The following is a 17,067-nucleotide window of genomic DNA, read 5'->3' on the forward strand; positions in this document are numbered from 1 at the left end:
TCGGTTCCACAAATAGATGGAGGGAGACCTCCAATAATCGACGCGACCGCACGCGTCGTTCGAGCGGCTGAGCGGCTGCCTCCGTCCGGTCGAGACCGAGATGAGCTTCATCGAAGTACACACGCGACGCGACTCGGCGAGTAGCTGATCTTGCTGGAGAGCGTTGCGGCGCTGCCGTGCTTCGGCAGCACACGACCGATCGATCCATCTCGTTCGGGCTTACAGCGATTGCGATGCGAGCCAGCGCTTCCAGCGCGGTGCAGAAACGGGCCTGACGCCCGGCGCCCCGTGGTGTAGACAGCCTGCGAACCGCGACAGGAGATCGGCCGCAGATGCAGCGCACCAAGACCGCTCTGAAATATCTCGGCCTCGGAATCGCCGTGACCGTGGTGCTCGGGCTGGCGATCGCGCCGTTCTCGAAGCGCCTGATCGAGCAGTGGTCTCGTAACGATGTCGAAGCACGGTCACGGCTTGTGTACCACGCCGTACAGACCCAAGTGATCTCCGCAATGGTCGAGAACGACGACGTTCAACTCTCGCTGCTGTTCAGCGCCATCGCGCTCGATCAACGCATTCTCGCGGTTGGCCTGTGTGGACCTCAGGACCGGCTGATCTCGCCGACCAAAATGATGCCGGCGGCGTTCTCCTGCGAGAAGGTTGCGCGCTCGGACGCCGAGAGTTTTTCGACGATCGCGATCGACAGCCACCGCATCATGGTCGGCGCGTTTCCGATCACGCACGGTAGCGCGAAGTCCTATCTCGTCATCCTGCACGATCTGAGCTTCATCGACAAACGCTCGGGCGAAGCGCGCGCGTTGATCATCGCCGCACTGCTCGGCGTCGCCGTCGCGATTGCAGGCGGCGCGATGGTTTTCGTCTTCATGACGCTGCGCGGCTGGATGGAATCACTGCGTCGCGCCGTCGACGACGTCCGCACCGGAACCAGTTCGCTCGCCGCGGCGCGCGACCACAGTGCGATCGATATGCAGATCAAGAAGCTGCTCAGCGATGTCGAGGTCGGCCGCAGCGCGATCAACGCCACGCAGATCGAATGGTCGCCCACGACGTTGCAGCAATTGCTACGCGACTCGCTGCCCGAAGCGGAGGTGCTGATCGTCTCCAATCGCGAGCCTTACATCCACAATCGCGACGGCGACGTGGTGTCGGTCCAGGTGCCGGCGAGCGGTCTCGTCTCCGCGCTGGAGCCGGTGATCCGCGCCTGCGGCGGCACCTGGATCGCGCACGGCAGCGGCAGCGCCGATCGCGAGACGGTCGATCGCCACGACCGAATCGAGGTTCCGCCGGATCGCCCCGCCTACAGCCTGCGGCGAATCTGGATCACCGACGAGGAGCAGGAGGGATTCTATTACGGCTTCGCCAACGAAGGACTCTGGCCGCTGTGCCACATCGCCTTCGTGCGCCCCACTTTCCGCGAGAACGACTGGCGCCTGTATCAGGCGATCAACGAGCGTTTCGCCGATGCCGTGGTTCAGGAAGCCAGGACCGACAACCCGATTGTGCTGGTGCAGGACTATCATTTCGCGCTGGCGCCGCGGATGATCCGCAACAAATTGCCGAAGGCGACGATCATCACCTTCTGGCACATCCCGTGGCCGAACGCCGAGACCTTCAGCATCTGTCCGTGGAAGGAAGAGATCATCGACGGCATGCTCGGCTCGACCATCCTCGGCTTCCACACCCAATTCCACTGCAACAACTTCTTCGAGACCGTCGACCGCTTCATCGAGAGCCGGATCGATCGCGAGCACGCCACGGTGACGCTCGGCGGCCACGAGACCATGGTGCGCGCCTATCCGATTTCGATCGAGTGGCCGCCGGCGGCGCTCGAAGGCCAGCCGCCGGTCGAGGTCTGCCGTGCCGAGGTGCGCGAGGCACTCGGCCTTGCACCCGAGACCCGGATCGCCGTCGGCATCGAGCGGTTCGACTACACCAAAGGCATTCTGGACCGGATGCGTGCCGTCGACGATCTGTTGACCAGGCAGCCGAACTGGAAGGGCCGACTGGTGTTCGTGCAGGTGGCGGCGCCGACCCGCAGCAAACTGTCCAGCTACTCGTCGCTGCAAGACGACGCCGTCGCGCTCGCCGAAGAAATCAATGCGCGCCACGGCGCGGCAGATTACACGCCGATCCGGCTGCTGATCCGCCACCACGGCGCGGGCGAAGTGTTCAAGCTGTTCCGCGCCGCCGACTGCTGCGTCGTCTCCAGCCTGCACGACGGCATGAATTTGGTCGCCAAGGAATTCGCCGCCGCGCGCGACGACGAGCGCGGCGTGCTGGTGCTGTCGAGCTTCACCGGCGCTTCCCGCGAGCTGGCCGCGGCGCTGATCGTCAATCCGTACCATCTTCACGAGATGGCTACCGCGCTCGATACCGCGCTGCGGATGCCGGACCGCGAGCAGCAGGAGCGGATGCGGGCGATGCGGCAGCAGATCCGAGAGTGGAACGTGTATCGCTGGGCCGCGCGGATGCTGATCGACGCTGCCGCGAGCCGGCACCGGCAACGAATTCTCGACCTCGCAGGTGGCGCACGCTAGGGCTCGGGTTCTGATTGAATCAGGACCGCAGCTCTGGTTGTTTGCTTTGACACGTCTTCGTCACGCGAACCGGTTTCCACTTCTTCGGCAACGGACTAAGCCATTTCGAAGCGGCCGGCGGGCCCCTCCGCAATCTTGTCGACGAAGGCGCGATGTCGGGCACGAATGTCGCTGAGGTCGCTGGGCGAGCCGACATCGCGTTCGGCGTCGCGCATCACCAGATCGGCGTGCTTGCGCACTGCCTCCATCCGATCCGGATCCCGCTCGCAACTCACCACCGAGGTCATCACCTCGATCATCCGGATCAGAATCGACGGCTTGCCGGCTGCGTTCTGGCGGATCATGTGAAACATCGCGTCGACCAGTTCCTCGTAGCAGACGTGTGGCACGACGAGCACGGTATGGTCATTCCTGATCGAAACACCGGTCTGCAGTCGGAGCGGCTTCATCTCGCACAGCGCCGAACCGAGCCGATCGAGTACGCTGATCGCGGTGTGCGGATCGTTGATGCCGGGCGACAGCGCGCGTACGCCGACCTCGACCAGTTGGCGGACTGCGAACAGCAGATCGGTCGAGCTGGTGTGCTGCGGGCTCAGCGCGGTCGCGTTGCGGATCGCTTCGGCCGCCCCGTCCCGCAACGGCTTGATCATCGCGATCGGCGCACCGGGAAACACGTAGTCTCCCGGCCGTACCAACATCCTGATCGCGGTGTGGTGTTTGCAGGCCCATTCCGCCAGCCCGTCCTCGTCGAGCTGCTGCAAGTAGCCACGACGCTCGTCCTCGACCGGCTCCGCGCCGTGCCAGAACGCGGGCGGCGGCGGAGCAGGCTGGCGGTCGTCGGTGGCGAGCGTCCGCATCACGTTGCGGACATCCTCGCTGACCAGGCCGATTACCGTATCGACATTGATCCGGCCCGACATATGGCCGACGAAGTATACCAGTGTCGCGACGCAGACGAAGGCGAGCGCGATGCCGACGCTGACCGCGAGGTGCGGAATGAAGGCGCCCTCGTCCGGCATCCGGACACTGCGCAGCACCACCAGCGCATAGCAGAAGGTCCCAAGAAAAATTCCGAGCGTGACCTGATTGCCGCGGTCGCGGGTGAAGTTGCGTAGCAGCCTCGGTCCCATCTGGCCTGCCGCCAGCGAGAGTGCCGCGATGGTGATCGAGAACACCGTGCCGGCGACACTGATGGTGGAGGAGGCGACGGCGCCGAGCAGGGTTCGCGCCCCGGTGGCGCCGCCGTTGTATAGCCACCCCTCCGCCCAATTGGGGACGATGCCATCGCGGTCGACCCCGACCAATGCCCAGGCCGAGATCACGCCGAACGCCACCAGCAGCGCCGGGAGAAGCCAGAACGATTCGGCGAGATCGTCGATCAATTTTCGAAGGCGCGCGCTCAATCCAGTTCCTCGCTGGGTCGCCTTAGGGCCGGCGAGACTAAGGCGGGTCACGAGTCATAAGTCGAGACCTCCGCAAGGGTTCCCGTCGCGGAACAGAAGCGGCTAGCCCACCACGATTTCGATGACGTCGCGCCTGGTCATCAGAAATCCCCTTTGCTATTCGGACACATACAATTTGTGTCGACAGCGCGGGGGCAGCGTTCCAGGTTGCTCTGCGGCAGGTGAAATCTCGGCGGCTCGCAGCGAGGGACAAACGAATGAGGGGCGGCGCGGAGCCCCCCTCATCCAACAGGTCAGGGATGGGTCACTCAGCCCTTGGCGATAGGCACCGCAACGAAGCGCGCCGCCGAGTCCGCGGTCTTCACCCGCATCAGCACGGTCTTCTTACCGTCCTTACTGGCCGCAACCAGCGCGCTCCGAACATCGCCGGTGTTGGCGACCGTCTTGCCGCCGACATCGAGGATCACGTCGCCGGTGCGCAGGCCCTTGTCGGCGGCCGGGCCTTCGGGATCGACGCCGGTGACGACCACCCCGGCCTTGCCGGCACCGTCGACCTCGCCGGCCGGCACTACGCGCAGGCCGAGATAGGGTCGTCCGGGGTCGCGCTCGGCGCCGCCGTTGTCCGCGACTTTCTGATGATCACCGGGCATTTCGGCGAGCGTCAGATCGATGGTCCTGGACTGCCCGTTGTGCAGCACGTCGAGCTTCACCGAGGAGCCCGGCGTGAGCGTGCTGATAGTGCGGGCAAGCGCGCGCGAATCCTTGACCTCCTTGCCATCGACCGCGGTGATCACATCGCCGGCCTTGATGCCGGCCTTCGCGGCCGGGCTGCCATCCTGCGGACTATCGACCAGTGCGCCGCGGGCCTGCTTCATGCCGAGGCTGTCGGCGATCTCGGCCGTCACCGGCTGCACCTGCACGCCAAGCCAGCCGCGGCTGACATAGCCCCTGTCCTTGAGCTGAGATACTACGAGTTTCGCCGTCGCCGCCGGGATGTCGAAGCCGATGCCGACCGAACCGCCGGACGGGGAGTAGATTGCGGTGTTGACGCCGATCACATTGCCGTTGGTATCGAACGCCGGACCGCCGGAATTGCCCTTGTTGATCGGCGCATCGATCTGCACGTAGTCGTCGTACGGGCCCGAGCCGATGTCACGACCACGCGCCGAAACGATGCCGGCCGTCACCGTGCCGCCGAGGCCGAACGGATTGCCGACCGCGATCACCCAATCGCCGACCCGCGCCGGGGAATCGGCGAAATTGACGTGCGGGAAATCGCTCTTGCCGTCGACCTTGATCAACGCCAGATCGGTCTTGGGGTCGATACCGACGACCTTGGCGGTGTAGATGGTGCCGTCGTCGGTGGTCACCTGCACCGACTTGGCGTGATCGACCACATGATTGTTGGTCACCGCGTAGCCGTCGGCGGTGATGAAGAAGCCGGAACCTTCGCCGGTGATCGTCTGATGCCCCTTCGGCATGCCTTCGGGGCCACGGAAACCGAATTGACGCTCGAACTGCTGGAAGCCGCGCGGCAGGCGCATCTGATCGCCGTCACCATCGTCGCGCACCAGCGGCGTAACCTGGCGATCCTCGTCGATCTTGACCCGGACCGAAATCACCGCGGGCTTCACCTTGGCGACCAGATCGGCAAAGCCGGCCGGCGCCGGCTTGCCACCCTCGGCAGCGAAGGCCGGCGAAGTCAATGACGGCATCTCGCGGCTGAGAAATCCGGTGCCGCCGAGCGCCACCACCATGCTCAAGCCGGCAGCGGAAGCCAGCAGCGAGAGACGCCGCGGCCTCAACACTTTGCGGATATGAGCTTCGGTTTGAACTGATACGTGGTCGAAGTGGTCGCCTTCCATGACATGGTCTCCATCTGGTCGATCTCAGCGTGAATGATGCGACCGAATATAGGAGAGCGACCTTACGGCGAGCTGTTCCGGAAATTAACGTTCGGCAAGCTGCTATCACGCGCGCGCGAGGGACGACGTCGATCAGCGCGGCGCAGCGTCTGCAGCAAACCGGTTACTTACGGACTCGTAAGACATGGCGACGAGAGAGCGATGGCGCGCGCCGCGGCACCCGCCGACTTCGGCACGCTCAGCGCCGCTTCATCGACACCGTGATCTGCCGGACGTCATTGCCTTGCGGCACGATCGTCACCGACTGCGACGCTCCGCGGGTCGCCACCGACAGCGACGCGTTGAAGCCCGGTCCGCCGACCTGCGCCGAGATGCTGCCCCCACGCGCCGTGCCCGACACGTTGCCGGTGACGTTGCGGGTCGCCTCGCTCCAGGTGCCGGACAGGCGACCGCCGGTCTCTTCCACATTGCTGGAGATATCGAACTTGTAGCTGGCGCTGGCACAGGTCAGCTTCTGCTGCATCAGCCTTCCACCGCCGCCCACCGCATAGGATGCACGGCAGCGGATCCGTTCCGCCGAGCCATCCGACATCTGCACCCGTCCCGACCCGGCCCAGTAGCCCGCCAGACCGTCGAACACGCCCGCGGCGACGCCAGCGGTCGGAGCGAACAGCAGCGCACCGGCGAAACCGGCAGCGACAATGGGAGCGGCGAAACGAACGGTCATGGCGGGCCTCCGAGGGCGAACGACAGCATGCGGCGCAGAGCCCCGCCGCGCGGGTCTGGCACAACGATCGTGGCCGCAATCGGTTTCATCGGCCTGCCGGCCGCATTCCTATCCGAGGAGCAGCGCGATCAGCGTACCGACGACCACGCCGGCGCAGGCTCCGGACAGCACGAAAACCGAACCCCACAACAGAAAATAGCCGATCACCGCCCCAAGCGTCTTATCGAGATGATCGCCGTACATCCAGAACGACGCTGCACATCCGATCAGGACGACCGCGGCAGCCGCGACCCTAAACCACAGCGCCTGACGCGAGCCGCGCGCAACGAACCAAGCACCCCACCCGATCGCGGCGGCAAGCACAACCCAGGCGATGATCAAACGGACGGCCATGACGGTTCCCAGGGTACAGAGGACGGCCTACGCCGTGGAGTCGACGAACGGATGACGGATCGCCGCGGCCGCGGATTTCCACTACATTGTCTGCGCGCGGGCGTCCCCCTGCCGTGTCGTGAACCTTACGGAATTACCCTGCCGCCGATGTGATGGTGAATGGCCTCCTGTTCTGATCCTGCCCAGCGCAATTCGCCAGTGCCGTTGTTTCAGGGCCGCGGGCTGACCAAGCGATTCGGCAGCTTTGTCGCCAATCAGGTGATCGATCTCGACATCGCCTGCGGCGAGGTTCACGCTTTGCTCGGCGAGAACGGCGCCGGCAAATCGACGCTGGTCAAGCTGATCACCGGGCTGCTCCAGCCGGACGACGGCCGGATGATTTGGCGCGGGACGCCGATCGCGTTCGCAGGCCCAGCGGAGGCGCGGGCTTGTGGCATCGCCGCGGTGTCGCAGCACTTCGCCCTGTTCGACAATCTCACCGTCGTCGAAAACGTGGCCCTCGGGCTCGATCGCAGCACCTCGATCGGCAGGCTGGCGGCGGAACTGGAGCAGATCGCCGAACGCTACGGCCTGCCGCTCGATCCCAAGCGCGAGGTATGGCGATTGTCGGTCGGCGAACGACAGCGGATCGAAATCGTCCGCGCGTTGCTGCAGGACCCGCAACTTCTGATCCTCGACGAGCCCACCGCCGTGCTGACGCCGGCCGAGGCCGACAGGCTGTTCGATGTGCTGGAACGGCTGAAGGCGGGTGGCCGCGCGCTGCTGTACATCTCGCACAAGCTCGACGAGGTGAAGCGGCTTGCCGGCATCGCCACCATCCTGCGCGCCGGCCGCGTCGTCGGAAGCTGCGACCCACGCCAGGAAAGCGCCGCCTCGATGGCCCGGATGATGGTTGGCGGCGACGTGACGGCGCCGAAACAATCCAGCCATCCGATCGGCGGCCCGTTGCTGAGCGTCAGCGGTCTTGCGCTGCGCCCCGACGATCCGCACAGCGTGACGCTGCGCGACCTCTCCCTCGAAGTCCGTGGCGGTGAGATCGTCGGCATCGCAGGCGTTGCCGGCAATGGTCAGGACGAGCTGTTCGCGGCGCTGTCCGGCGAGACAAGAATCGCGCAATCGGATGCGATCAAGATTGTCGGCGAGGCCGCCGGCAGCCTCTCGATCAACCAGCGGCGCCGGCTCGGCGCCGCCTTCGTGCCGGAACAACGGCTCGGCCATGCCACCGTGCCAACGATGAGCCTGTCCGACAACGCGCTGCTGACCGGGCATGCAAACGGGGGACTGGTGCGGTTCGGCCTGGTCGACCGCGGCGCTGCGCTGGCGCTGGTCGATCGGGTCAGCGAGACCTTCGACGTGCGCAAAGCCAGCCGCGATCCGGAAGCGGCGCGGCTCTCCGGCGGCAATCTGCAAAAATTCATCGTCGGGCGCGAGATCCTGCGGGAACCGCGCCTGTTAGTCGTCGATCAGCCGAGCTGGGGTCTGGATGCCGGCGCGGCCAGTGCGATCCGCCAGGCACTGCTCGATCTCGCAGCCCGCGGGGCGGCAGTGCTGGTGATCAGTCAGGATCTGGACGAACTGATCGAGATCGCCGATCGCATCGCGGTGATGTTTCACGGCCGGCTATCGCCGCCGCGTCCCGTCGGCGAGGTCGGCCGCGATCAGCTCGGGCTTTTGATGGGCGGCAGCGGCTGGCCGACGGAGGTGCGCGATGTCGCTGGTGCTTGAGAGGCGCAGTGAACGATCGGTGGCGATCGCGCTCGCCTCGCCGCTTCTGGCGATCACGCTGACGCTGCTGACCCTGGCGATCGTGTTTGCCGCGCTCGGCAAAAATCCGGCCACCGCGCTGGCCGTGTATTTCATCACGCCGCTCACCGATGGCTATTCGCTGCAGGAGATCGCGGTGAAGGCCTCGCCGCTGGTGATGATCGCGGTCGGGCTGGCACTCTGCTATCGCGCCAACGCCTGGAACATCGGCGCCGAAGGCCAATTGCTGATCGGCGCGATCGCCGGTAGCGGCCTGGCGGTGGTGACGCACGGGACTAATCCTGGGCCCTGGCTGCTGCCGGCGATGCTGCTTGCGGGGGCGCTCGCCGGTGCCGGCTACGCCCTGATCCCGGCGCTGTGCAAGGTGAGGTTTGGCGCGTCGGAGATCCTGATCAGCTTGATGCTGGTTTATGTCGCCGGCCTGCTGCTCGATTATCTGGTGCGTGGGCCGTGGCGCGACCCCGCCGGCTTCAACTTTCCAACCACCGCCGAGTTCGATCCCGCCGCGACGCTACCGCTGCTGATCGGCGGCAGCCGCGTCCATGCCGGCCTGATCCTGACGCTGATTGCGGTCGCCGCCGCAGCGGTGCTGCTCGGCCGCACGCTGAAGGGCTTCGAGATCCGCGTGGTCGGCACTGCGCCGCGCGCGGCGCGGTTCGCCGGCTTCAATGGCGACCGCCTGGTGCTGACGACGTTTGCGATCTCCGGCGCCCTGGCCGGCCTCGCCGGTATCATCGAGGTCGCCGGCCCGATCGGACATCTGCAGCCGGACATCTCGCCGGGCTATGGCTTCACCGCGATCATCGTGGCGTTTCTCGGCCGGCTCAATCCGCTCGGCATCCTCGCCAGCGGGCTGTTCCTGGCGCTGACCTTCATCGGCGGCGAGCAGGCGCAGATCGCGCTGAAACTGCCGCAGGATATGACCGGTGTGATCCAGGGAATCCTGCTGTTCTACGTGCTCGCCTGCGACTCGTTGATCCTGTACCGCGTCCGCTGGGGCGGCCCGCAAGGAAAGGCGTTGCATGGACCTCGTTGAAGCGATCCTGCTGTCGATCGTCACCGCCTCGACGCCGCTGCTGCTGGCGGCGAGCGGCGAGCTGATCGCCGAGCGCGCCGGCGTGCTCAATCTCGGCGTCGAAGGCATGATGCTGATCGGGGCGGTATGCGGCTTCGCCGGCGCCTGGACGACCGGCTCGACCGCGATCGGCGCGCTGTGCGGCATCGTGGCCGGCATCGCACTTGCAGCGCTGTTCGCAGCGGCGGCGATCGGGCTCGCGATCAATCAGGTGGCCGCCGGCCTGGCACTGACGATCCTCGGCACCGGTCTGGCCGGCCTGATCGGTGCGCCGCTCGTGGGGGAGAGCATCACGGCTGCGCCGCATCTGTCGTTGCCGTGGTTCACGGATTTGCCGCTGATCGGTAAGCTGCTGTTCGGCCAGGATACGCTCGTCTATCTGTCGATAGGGCTGATCGCCGCGATCGCCTACGTGCTCGCCCGCACGCGGACAGGATTGATCCTGCGCGCGGTCGGCGACGATCCGGCCTCGGCGCATGCACTGGGCTACAATGTCGCGGCGATCCGGACGCTGGCGGTGCTGTTCGGCGGCGGCTGCGCGGGGCTCGCAGGCGCCTATCTGACGCTGGCCTATACGCCGTTCTACGCCCCCGGCATGACCGCCGGCCGCGGCTGGATCGCGCTGGCCCTGGTGGTGTTCGCCTCGTGGCGGCCCGGCCGGCTGGTTGCCGGAGCGGCGTTGTTCGGCGCGGTGTCGATCCTGCAATTGCACGCCCAGGCGTTCGGTCTTGGCGTGCCGTCGCAACTAATGTCGGCGCTGCCCTATCTTGCCACGGTGCCGGTGTTGGTGCTGATCTCGCGCGTCCGTCGTGGCGGGTCGGTGGCGCCAGCGGCGCTCGGAACCGCTTTCGTGCCGGAGCGCTAGAGACGAGATCCGAGGGCCGCGCGACGGGGGCGCGGGGCTCTCATAAGACGATCCCCGAACGATGAAGCGGAGAATCGGATGAACAAGGCGATCATGGCGGCGGCGCTGGTGCTGACGGCGAGCAGCATGGGGCTGACGGCTGCGGCGGCCCAGAGCAAACCGGACAAACTGAAGATCGGCTTCGTCTATGTCGGCCCGGTCGGCGACTTCGGCTGGTCGTATCAGCATGATCAGGCGCGCCAGGCGATCATCAAGGAATTCGGCGATCGTGTCGAAACCACCGTCCTGGAAAAGGTCGGCGAAGGCCCGGACGGCGAACGCTCGATCGAGCAGCTCGCCCGCGCCGGCAACAAGCTGATCTTCGCCACCTCGTTCGGCTACATGGATTCGGTGATCAAGGTCGCCAAGAAATATCCGGACGTGAAGTTCGAGCACGCCACCGGCTACAAGCGCGAACCCAACGTGTCGACCTATGCGGGCCGGTTCTACGAAGGCCGCATCATCCAGGGCATGATCGCCGCGAAGGTCTCGAAGAAGGGCGTGCTCGGCTATATCGGCTCGTTTCCGGTGCCCGAAGTGATCTCCGGCATCAATGCTACCATGCTGGCGGCGCAAAAGATCAATCCGAACATCAAGATCAAGATCGTCTGGGTGAACTCCTGGTTCAATCCCGGCAAGGAAGCCGACGCGGCCAAAGCGCTGATCGACCAGGGTGCCGACGTGATCATGCAGCACACCGACAGCGCCGCGGCGATGCAGATCGCCAACGAACGCGGCATCCACGCATTCGGGCAGGATTCCGACATGATCAAGTTCGGGCCGAAGGCACAGCTAACCGCCATCGTCAACAACTGGACACCGTACTACGTGTCGCGCGTCAAGGCGGTGATGGACGGCAACTGGGCGTCGCAGGATATCTGGGAAGGCCTGAAGGACAAGATGATCCAGATGGCGCCCTACACCAACATGTCGGACGACTTGAAGAGGCTCGCCGCCGACACCGAGGCCGGCATCGTCGCCGGCACCATCAAGCCGTTTGCCTGCCCGATCGTCGATCAGGAGGGCAAAGAGGTCGAGTGCAAAGGCGGCGATCAGCTCGACGACGGCCAGATCCGCAGCATGAACTTCTACGTCAAAGGCATCGACGACAAGATTCCGGGGAAGTGATTCAGAGCCTCACCAGGGGAGAGGAGAGCAGTGCCTCTCCCCGATGCTGACGTCATACGCGGGCTTGACTCGCGTATCCATCGCGCGCGAAGCGGGCTTGCTACGACTTTGCGAAGACGATGGATTGCCGGATCAAGTCCGGCAATGACGTTGATGGAGACTGATGACACGCCTGTCCATCTGAAACGCCTGGCCAACGTGCAGGCCTGCTCGCTCAATGCAGCCGCGGTGCCTTGAGCAACTTGGCGCGATCGGAGGAATGCAGCACCACATCGAATGTGGCGCCGCCGCTGAACAGCGTCAGCGGCACCTCGACGCCAGCGGTACCGAGCGCCCAGACCTTGCGATAGAACTCGGCCTCGCTCGTGACCTTGTCGCCCGCGACGGCGAGGACGACATCGCCGGTCTTCAGCTCGGCGCGCGCCGCCGGCCCCTTCGGCGCAATCCCGACCACCACCACCTTGTCCTCGATCTCGGTCGAATACAGCCCGAGCCAAGGCCGCACCGGCTTGTTGGGCCGGCCGAACTTGCGCAGGTCGTCGAGGACCGGCGGCAGCAGATCGATCGGCACGCTCATATTGTAATGTTCATCCGAGCCGCTGCGCTCGATCTGCAACGAGCCGACGCCGATCAATTCGCCGGTCGCGGACAGCAGTGCGGTGCCGCCCCAGTTCGGATGCGACGGCTCGGTGAAGATCGCATCGTCGAGCAGATATTCCCAATAGCCGGCGAACTCCTGGCGCGCGGCGATGCGGCCGGCGACGGAGCGCGTGCGACCGCCGACGCCGCCAATGATGACGCGCTCACCCGCTTTGGCGTACGTTGAGCGGCCGAGCGACAGCGGCGGCAGATCGATCGGGCCGAGCGCCTGGACCAGGCCAAAGCCGCTTTCCTGATCGAAACCGAGCGGATGGCCTTCGACGACGCGGCCGTCTCCGAGATGCAGCCATACAGTTTCGGCTTCAGTGATCAGATAGCCGATCGTCAGCACCAAGCCATCGTCGATCAGCACGCCGTTGCCGGCGCGCTCGGTGCCGAGCGTGCCGGCCGTGTAGGCGTCCGCCGGAATGATGGCATGCAGCCCGAGCACTGCGGACAGAGCGCGATCAAGATCGAAGCCGAAATCGGCCGAGCGTGGCCGGATCGCGGCCGGGACGTTCCATTCGGGGAGCGAAGGCATCCGGCGTCTCCTGTTGCGCAACACCGCGTGCGACCGGAAATATCGGGGCCTGCCCGGCGATTTGCAAGCCGGCGTCACAGTGCCGCGGGTGGCGCAATAGAGAGGCGCCGGTCGCTTCGGGCTCAGCCTTCCTTGTGGACGCTCAAGCTCTCGACGATCCTGCGCCAGCTTTCGGTCTCCGCCGCCAGCATGGCGCCGAACTGCCCGGCGTCGCCCTGTAGCGCGATCCCGCCGAGAGCGGCGATCCGCTGTCTGATCGCCGGTTCGTCCAGTGCCGCGTTGATCTCGCGGTTGAGCAGATCCACCACCGGCTGCGGCGTGCCGGGCGGCGCACCATTGCTGCTCTCGCCGCCGGACCGAACAAAGCTCTTCTGCTGATCGAATCCTCCACATTTCATCCTGCTGGATTTTTCGACAGCCCAGACCGGCACCTGATCGCACGCACGAGCCGAGATGTCGGTGAAGGCCGGCGAATAGGAAGGCGCGGTTGTCGGCATTAGCGATAAGTTGTCGTTAATTCCGCCGTTTCATACTCGCAACCGAAGGCCGGCCGTGTCCGCGCGGAGCGCTGCCATCGGCGCCGAGGTAGCGCCTCCGGCAAGGTTAACGAAGTCCTTCCAAATCGAGCGATGCAAGGTTGACCCGATGACCGACTTTGCCTTCGCGCCGCGCCGCGCCGCCCCTTCGACCGATGCCCCGCAGCTCAAGGCGCTGCAGCTCGGCCTGCTGTGGCTGGTCGGCGCCAGCGGCGCGATCGTGTTCATCGAGCCGAGCCCCTACGAGATCGTCATCGTGCTGGCGCTTGCGGTGTTCGCCGTCACCGGCGGACTGCGCGTTGCACCGGCTCTGATCGTGCCGGTCGGCCTGTTGCTGGGGATCGAACTGGGCTACAGCATCGGCGCGGTCGGACTGATGAACGACTCCATCATTCTGAACTGGATTTTGACCTCGTGGTACATGGCGGTGACCGCGGTGTTCTTCGCGATGGTGTGCCTGCAAGACACCCGCGAACGTGCAGAAGCGATCGCCAACGGCTACCTGATCGGCGGCATCATCGCCTCGCTGGCCGGCATCGCCGGCTATTTCAATTTGCTGCCGGGCGGCCAGGATTTGCTGACATACGCCGGCCGCGCCCGGGGCACCTTCAAGGATCCGAACGTGCTCGGCGCGTTTCTGATCTTTCCGGCGATCTACAGCCTGCAGCGGGCGATCGAAGGCCCGTTCTGGACGATGATGCGCAATGGTGTCGCGTTCGGCATCATTTCGCTGGCGATCTTCCTGGCCTTCTCGCGCGCGGCCTGGGGCATGCTGGCCGGCGCCTCGCTGCTGACCGTGGCGCTGATGTTCATCACCGCACCCACACAACAGCGGCGGCTGCGGATCGTCGTGCTCGCGGCACTCGCTCTCGCGGTGCTCGGCGCCACCGTCGCGGTGCTGCTGTCGTTCGATCGCATCGACGCTCTGTTCAGAGAGCGCGCCAGCCTGGCGCAGCCCTACGACAGCGGCCGGTTCGGCCGCTTCGGCCGCCATTTGCTCGGCGCCAAGATGGCGCTGGACTACCCGACCGGAATCGGGCCGCTGCAATTCCGCCGGTACTTTCCGGAGGACACTCACAACTCGTTCCTCAACGCCTTCATGTCGGGCGGCTGGATCAGTGGCACACTGTATCCGGCTCTCGTGTTCGTGACCGCTGCCTATGGTCTGCGCGCCGTGTTCGTGCGCACACCGTGGCAGCCCGTCACCATCGTCGTGGCCACCGCAATGATCGTGACGCTGCTGGAGAGCTTCATCATCGACACCGACCACTGGCGGCACTATTTCCTGCTGCTGGGCTTGACTTGGAGCCTCGCGATCGCCAGCACTCGATTCAAGGACGGCGGATCAAGTCCGGCCACATCCACCACGGGCTGATCGCCCGCACAGGGCCCAGACGCACCAGATGGACAAACCCTACATCCTCGTGACCGGCGGCGCCGGCTATATTGGCAGCCACATGACGCTGGCGCTCCTCGGCGCCGGCGAACGCCCGCTGGTAATCGATGATCTTTCCTCCGGCTCGCGCGCCGTGGTGCCGGTCGAGGTGCCGTTGTTCGATGGCAATGTCGGCGACGCCGAGTTCGTCGGCCGGATCATGGACGAGCACCCAATCGAGGCGATCGTTCATTTCGCCGCCAGCATCGTGGTGCCGGAATCGGTCGCCAAACCGCTGGCCTATTACGGCAACAACACCGCCAACGCCCGCACGCTACTCGATTGCGCGATCAAGCGCGGCATTCCGCATGTGGTATTCTCGTCGACCGCTGCGGTCTATGGGGAGCCGGAGCGCACACCGGTCGATGAGGGCGATCCGACCCAGCCGATCAACCCTTACGGCCGCTCCAAGCTGATGGTCGAATGGATGCTGGCCGATGTGGCTCAGGCCCATCCGTTCAGCTACGCGGCTCTGCGCTACTTCAACGTCGCCGGCGCCGATCCGCAGGGCCGCGCCGGCCAGTCGACACCGAACGCGACCCACCTGATCAAGCTCGCCGTACAGGCCGCGCTCGGCAAGAGGCCGGGGCTCGACGTCTACGGCACCGACTATCCGACCCCCGACGGCTCGTGCATTCGCGACTACGTGCATGTGTCGGATCTGGCCCAAGCGCATCTCGACGCGCTTCACTATCTGCGCTCGGGCAAGCCCAGCATCACCTGCAACATCGGCTACGCGAACGGTTACTCCGTGCTCGACGTGATCGAGGTGGTGAAACGCGTATCTGATTCCGATTTCGAGGTTCGGATCAAGGGCCGCCGCGCCGGCGACCCCGCGGCGCTGATCGCCGCCAATCAGCGCGCGCGCGACATCCTGGGATGGACGCCGCGCTACGACGACCTGGAGACCATCGTGCGCCACGCGCTCGCCTGGGAGCGCCGCCTCGGTTGACCCGGCATCTGCCGAACGCTGTCTCAACACGGCACGTCGCGCCAAATCGGCACAGCCGCCTGCGTTCGCAGGACAGCTATCGCAGCTTTTCTGCGAACCAGGCGATGCGGCCTTAACCACTTTACCTTGTTGAGCGGGCACGGTTCGTCGAAGGTTGCTTCCCTTGCTCGAATGATCGATTGTTCTGCCGCAAAATCGATCGATCTGATGATCGCTGGGAAGAGCAATGTCCAACGCGCAAGATGGCGGCGACAAGCCGGCTGCGACGACGCCGGGCGCCGATCGGCGCAAGTCGGACCGCAGGAAAGCTGCGTTCTGGATTCCGTTCGACCGGCATCTGCCGCACGGCGAACGCCGCGTCTCCGGCGATCGCCGCCGCAAACGGTTCGGCCAATGGCCTCGCATCCTGCTCGGCGGCCTGCCGATCGTGGTGAGCGATCAAGCCGAGACGGCGCGCGCCATGGTCGACGAAGCGTTGCACCGCCGCGGATTGTGGAGGTTCCCGGCCTATATGACGTCGGCCAACGGCGAGGTCACCTACCGCTGCGCTGTGCACGAGAACGAGCGTCGATTGGTGATGGAGGCCGACGCCATCCATGCCGACGGTATGCCGCTGGTGTTCGTATCGCGGTTCCGCTGTGGCCAGTCGCTGCCGGAGCGCGTCGCCACCACCGACCTGTTCCACGAGGTCGCCCGGGAATCCTGCAGGCGCGGCGCGACGATGTACATGCTGGGCGCCAGCGAGGCGTCCAACAAGCTCGCCGTCGAGCGCATGCAACGCCGCTATCCGGGACTGCGCTTGGTCGGGCATCGCCACGGGTATTTCGCCGACGAGGCCGAGGAGATCGCGGTGTGCCGTGAGATCGGCGCGCTGGCGCCCGACATCCTGTGGGTGTCGATGGGCGTGCCGCGGGAGCAGGCGTTCGTGGTCCGCAACCGCCATCGCCTCACCACTGTCGGCGTGATCAAGACCTCCGGCGGCCTGTTCGACTTCCTGTCGGGCTCCAAGCCGCGCGCACCGCAGTGGATGCAGAAGGTCGGCCTCGAGTGGTTATGGCGGATGGCGCTGGAGCCGCGCAGGCTCGGCGTGCGCTATCTCAAGACCAATCCCTATGCGATGTATTTGCTGCTCACACGGTCGCGGTAGCGA

14 protein-coding genes are annotated in these 17,067 nt (G+C 65.5%); 8 read left to right on the forward strand and 6 right to left on the reverse strand.

The genetic code is table 11. From position 1 onward, the window contains the following. Window positions 1-332 precede the first annotated feature (332 nt). Entirely contained in the window at window positions 333-2,555 is a 2,223-nt protein-coding gene (locus FLL57_RS18010; RefSeq protein WP_013504396.1) for an alpha,alpha-trehalose-phosphate synthase (UDP-forming), read from the forward strand. A 95-nt stretch (window positions 2,556-2,650) separates the two neighbouring features. Here FLL57_RS18010 and FLL57_RS18015 read toward each other — a convergent pair whose 3' ends face one another. From FLL57_RS18015 to FLL57_RS18030, 4 genes are all read right to left on the reverse strand, one after another. After that, on the reverse strand, window positions 2,651-3,958 hold the full coding sequence (locus FLL57_RS18015) for a DUF2254 domain-containing protein (protein ID WP_142883602.1): 1,308 nt from the start codon (window positions 3,956-3,958) through the stop codon (window positions 2,651-2,653). A 308-nt stretch (window positions 3,959-4,266) separates the two neighbouring features. After that, complete coding sequence (locus FLL57_RS18020) at window positions 4,267-5,823, reverse strand: Do family serine endopeptidase (RefSeq protein ID WP_142883603.1); 1,557 nt, start codon at window positions 5,821-5,823, stop codon at window positions 4,267-4,269. Between the two features lie 238 nt (window positions 5,824-6,061). Then, window positions 6,062-6,550: a hypothetical protein gene (locus FLL57_RS18025; protein WP_142883604.1), complete on the reverse strand. Its 489-nt coding sequence runs from the start codon at window positions 6,548-6,550 to the stop codon at window positions 6,062-6,064. Between the two features lie 108 nt (window positions 6,551-6,658). Beyond that, window positions 6,659-6,931, reverse strand: coding sequence for a hypothetical protein (locus FLL57_RS18030; RefSeq protein WP_235677165.1), 273 nt, complete (start codon window positions 6,929-6,931; stop codon window positions 6,659-6,661). 171 nt (window positions 6,932-7,102) lie between these two features. Here FLL57_RS18030 and FLL57_RS18035 point away from each other — a divergent pair, with 171 nt between their 5' ends. The 4 genes from FLL57_RS18035 (at window position 7,103) to FLL57_RS18050 (ending at window position 11,814) form a co-directional block, all read left to right on the forward strand. Next, window positions 7,103-8,668, forward strand: coding sequence for an ABC transporter ATP-binding protein (locus FLL57_RS18035; RefSeq protein ID WP_142883606.1), 1,566 nt, complete (start codon window positions 7,103-7,105; stop codon window positions 8,666-8,668). After that, window positions 8,652-9,743: an ABC transporter permease gene (locus tag FLL57_RS18040; protein WP_142883607.1), complete on the forward strand. Its 1,092-nt coding sequence runs from the start codon at window positions 8,652-8,654 to the stop codon at window positions 9,741-9,743. The genes FLL57_RS18035 and FLL57_RS18040 overlap by 17 nt, the downstream gene beginning before the upstream one ends. Then, on the forward strand, window positions 9,730-10,647 hold the full coding sequence (locus FLL57_RS18045) for an ABC transporter permease (protein ID WP_142883608.1): 918 nt from the start codon (window positions 9,730-9,732) through the stop codon (window positions 10,645-10,647). The genes FLL57_RS18040 and FLL57_RS18045 overlap by 14 nt, the downstream gene beginning before the upstream one ends. 78 nt (window positions 10,648-10,725) lie before the next feature. Further along, a complete protein-coding gene (locus FLL57_RS18050; protein ID WP_142883609.1) occupies window positions 10,726-11,814 on the forward strand; it encodes a BMP family ABC transporter substrate-binding protein in 1,089 nt (362 codons plus the stop codon). 214 nt (window positions 11,815-12,028) lie between these two features. On the opposite strand, the gene FLL57_RS18055 is transcribed toward FLL57_RS18050, so the two are convergent. Then, the gene (locus FLL57_RS18055; protein WP_142883610.1) at window positions 12,029-12,994 is read right to left on the reverse strand and encodes a S1C family serine protease; all 966 of its coding nucleotides are present in this window, start codon (window positions 12,992-12,994) and stop codon (window positions 12,029-12,031) included. A gap of 122 nt (window positions 12,995-13,116) precedes the next feature. Beyond that, the gene (locus FLL57_RS18060; protein ID WP_235677166.1) at window positions 13,117-13,392 is read right to left on the reverse strand and encodes a tripartite tricarboxylate transporter substrate-binding protein; all 276 of its coding nucleotides are present in this window, start codon (window positions 13,390-13,392) and stop codon (window positions 13,117-13,119) included. A 247-nt stretch (window positions 13,393-13,639) separates the two neighbouring features. On the opposite strand from FLL57_RS18060, the gene FLL57_RS18065 reads away from it, so the two are divergent. The 3 genes from FLL57_RS18065 (at window position 13,640) to FLL57_RS18075 (ending at window position 17,064) form a co-directional block, all read left to right on the forward strand. After that, window positions 13,640-14,905: an O-antigen ligase family protein gene (locus tag FLL57_RS18065; RefSeq protein ID WP_013504406.1), complete on the forward strand. Its 1,266-nt coding sequence runs from the start codon at window positions 13,640-13,642 to the stop codon at window positions 14,903-14,905. 28 nt (window positions 14,906-14,933) lie between these two features. Further along, the gene (gene galE / locus FLL57_RS18070) at window positions 14,934-15,917 is read left to right on the forward strand and encodes a UDP-glucose 4-epimerase GalE (protein ID WP_142883612.1); all 984 of its coding nucleotides are present in this window, start codon (window positions 14,934-14,936) and stop codon (window positions 15,915-15,917) included. 226 nt (window positions 15,918-16,143) lie between these two features. Continuing rightward, window positions 16,144-17,064, forward strand: a complete 921-nt coding sequence (locus FLL57_RS18075; protein WP_142883613.1) for a WecB/TagA/CpsF family glycosyltransferase — start codon at window positions 16,144-16,146, stop codon at window positions 17,062-17,064. Window positions 17,065-17,067: the final 3 nt, after the last annotated feature.

This window comes from Rhodopseudomonas palustris, from assembly GCF_007005445.1.
GTDB lineage: Bacteria > Pseudomonadota > Alphaproteobacteria > Rhizobiales > Xanthobacteraceae > Rhodopseudomonas > Rhodopseudomonas palustris_G.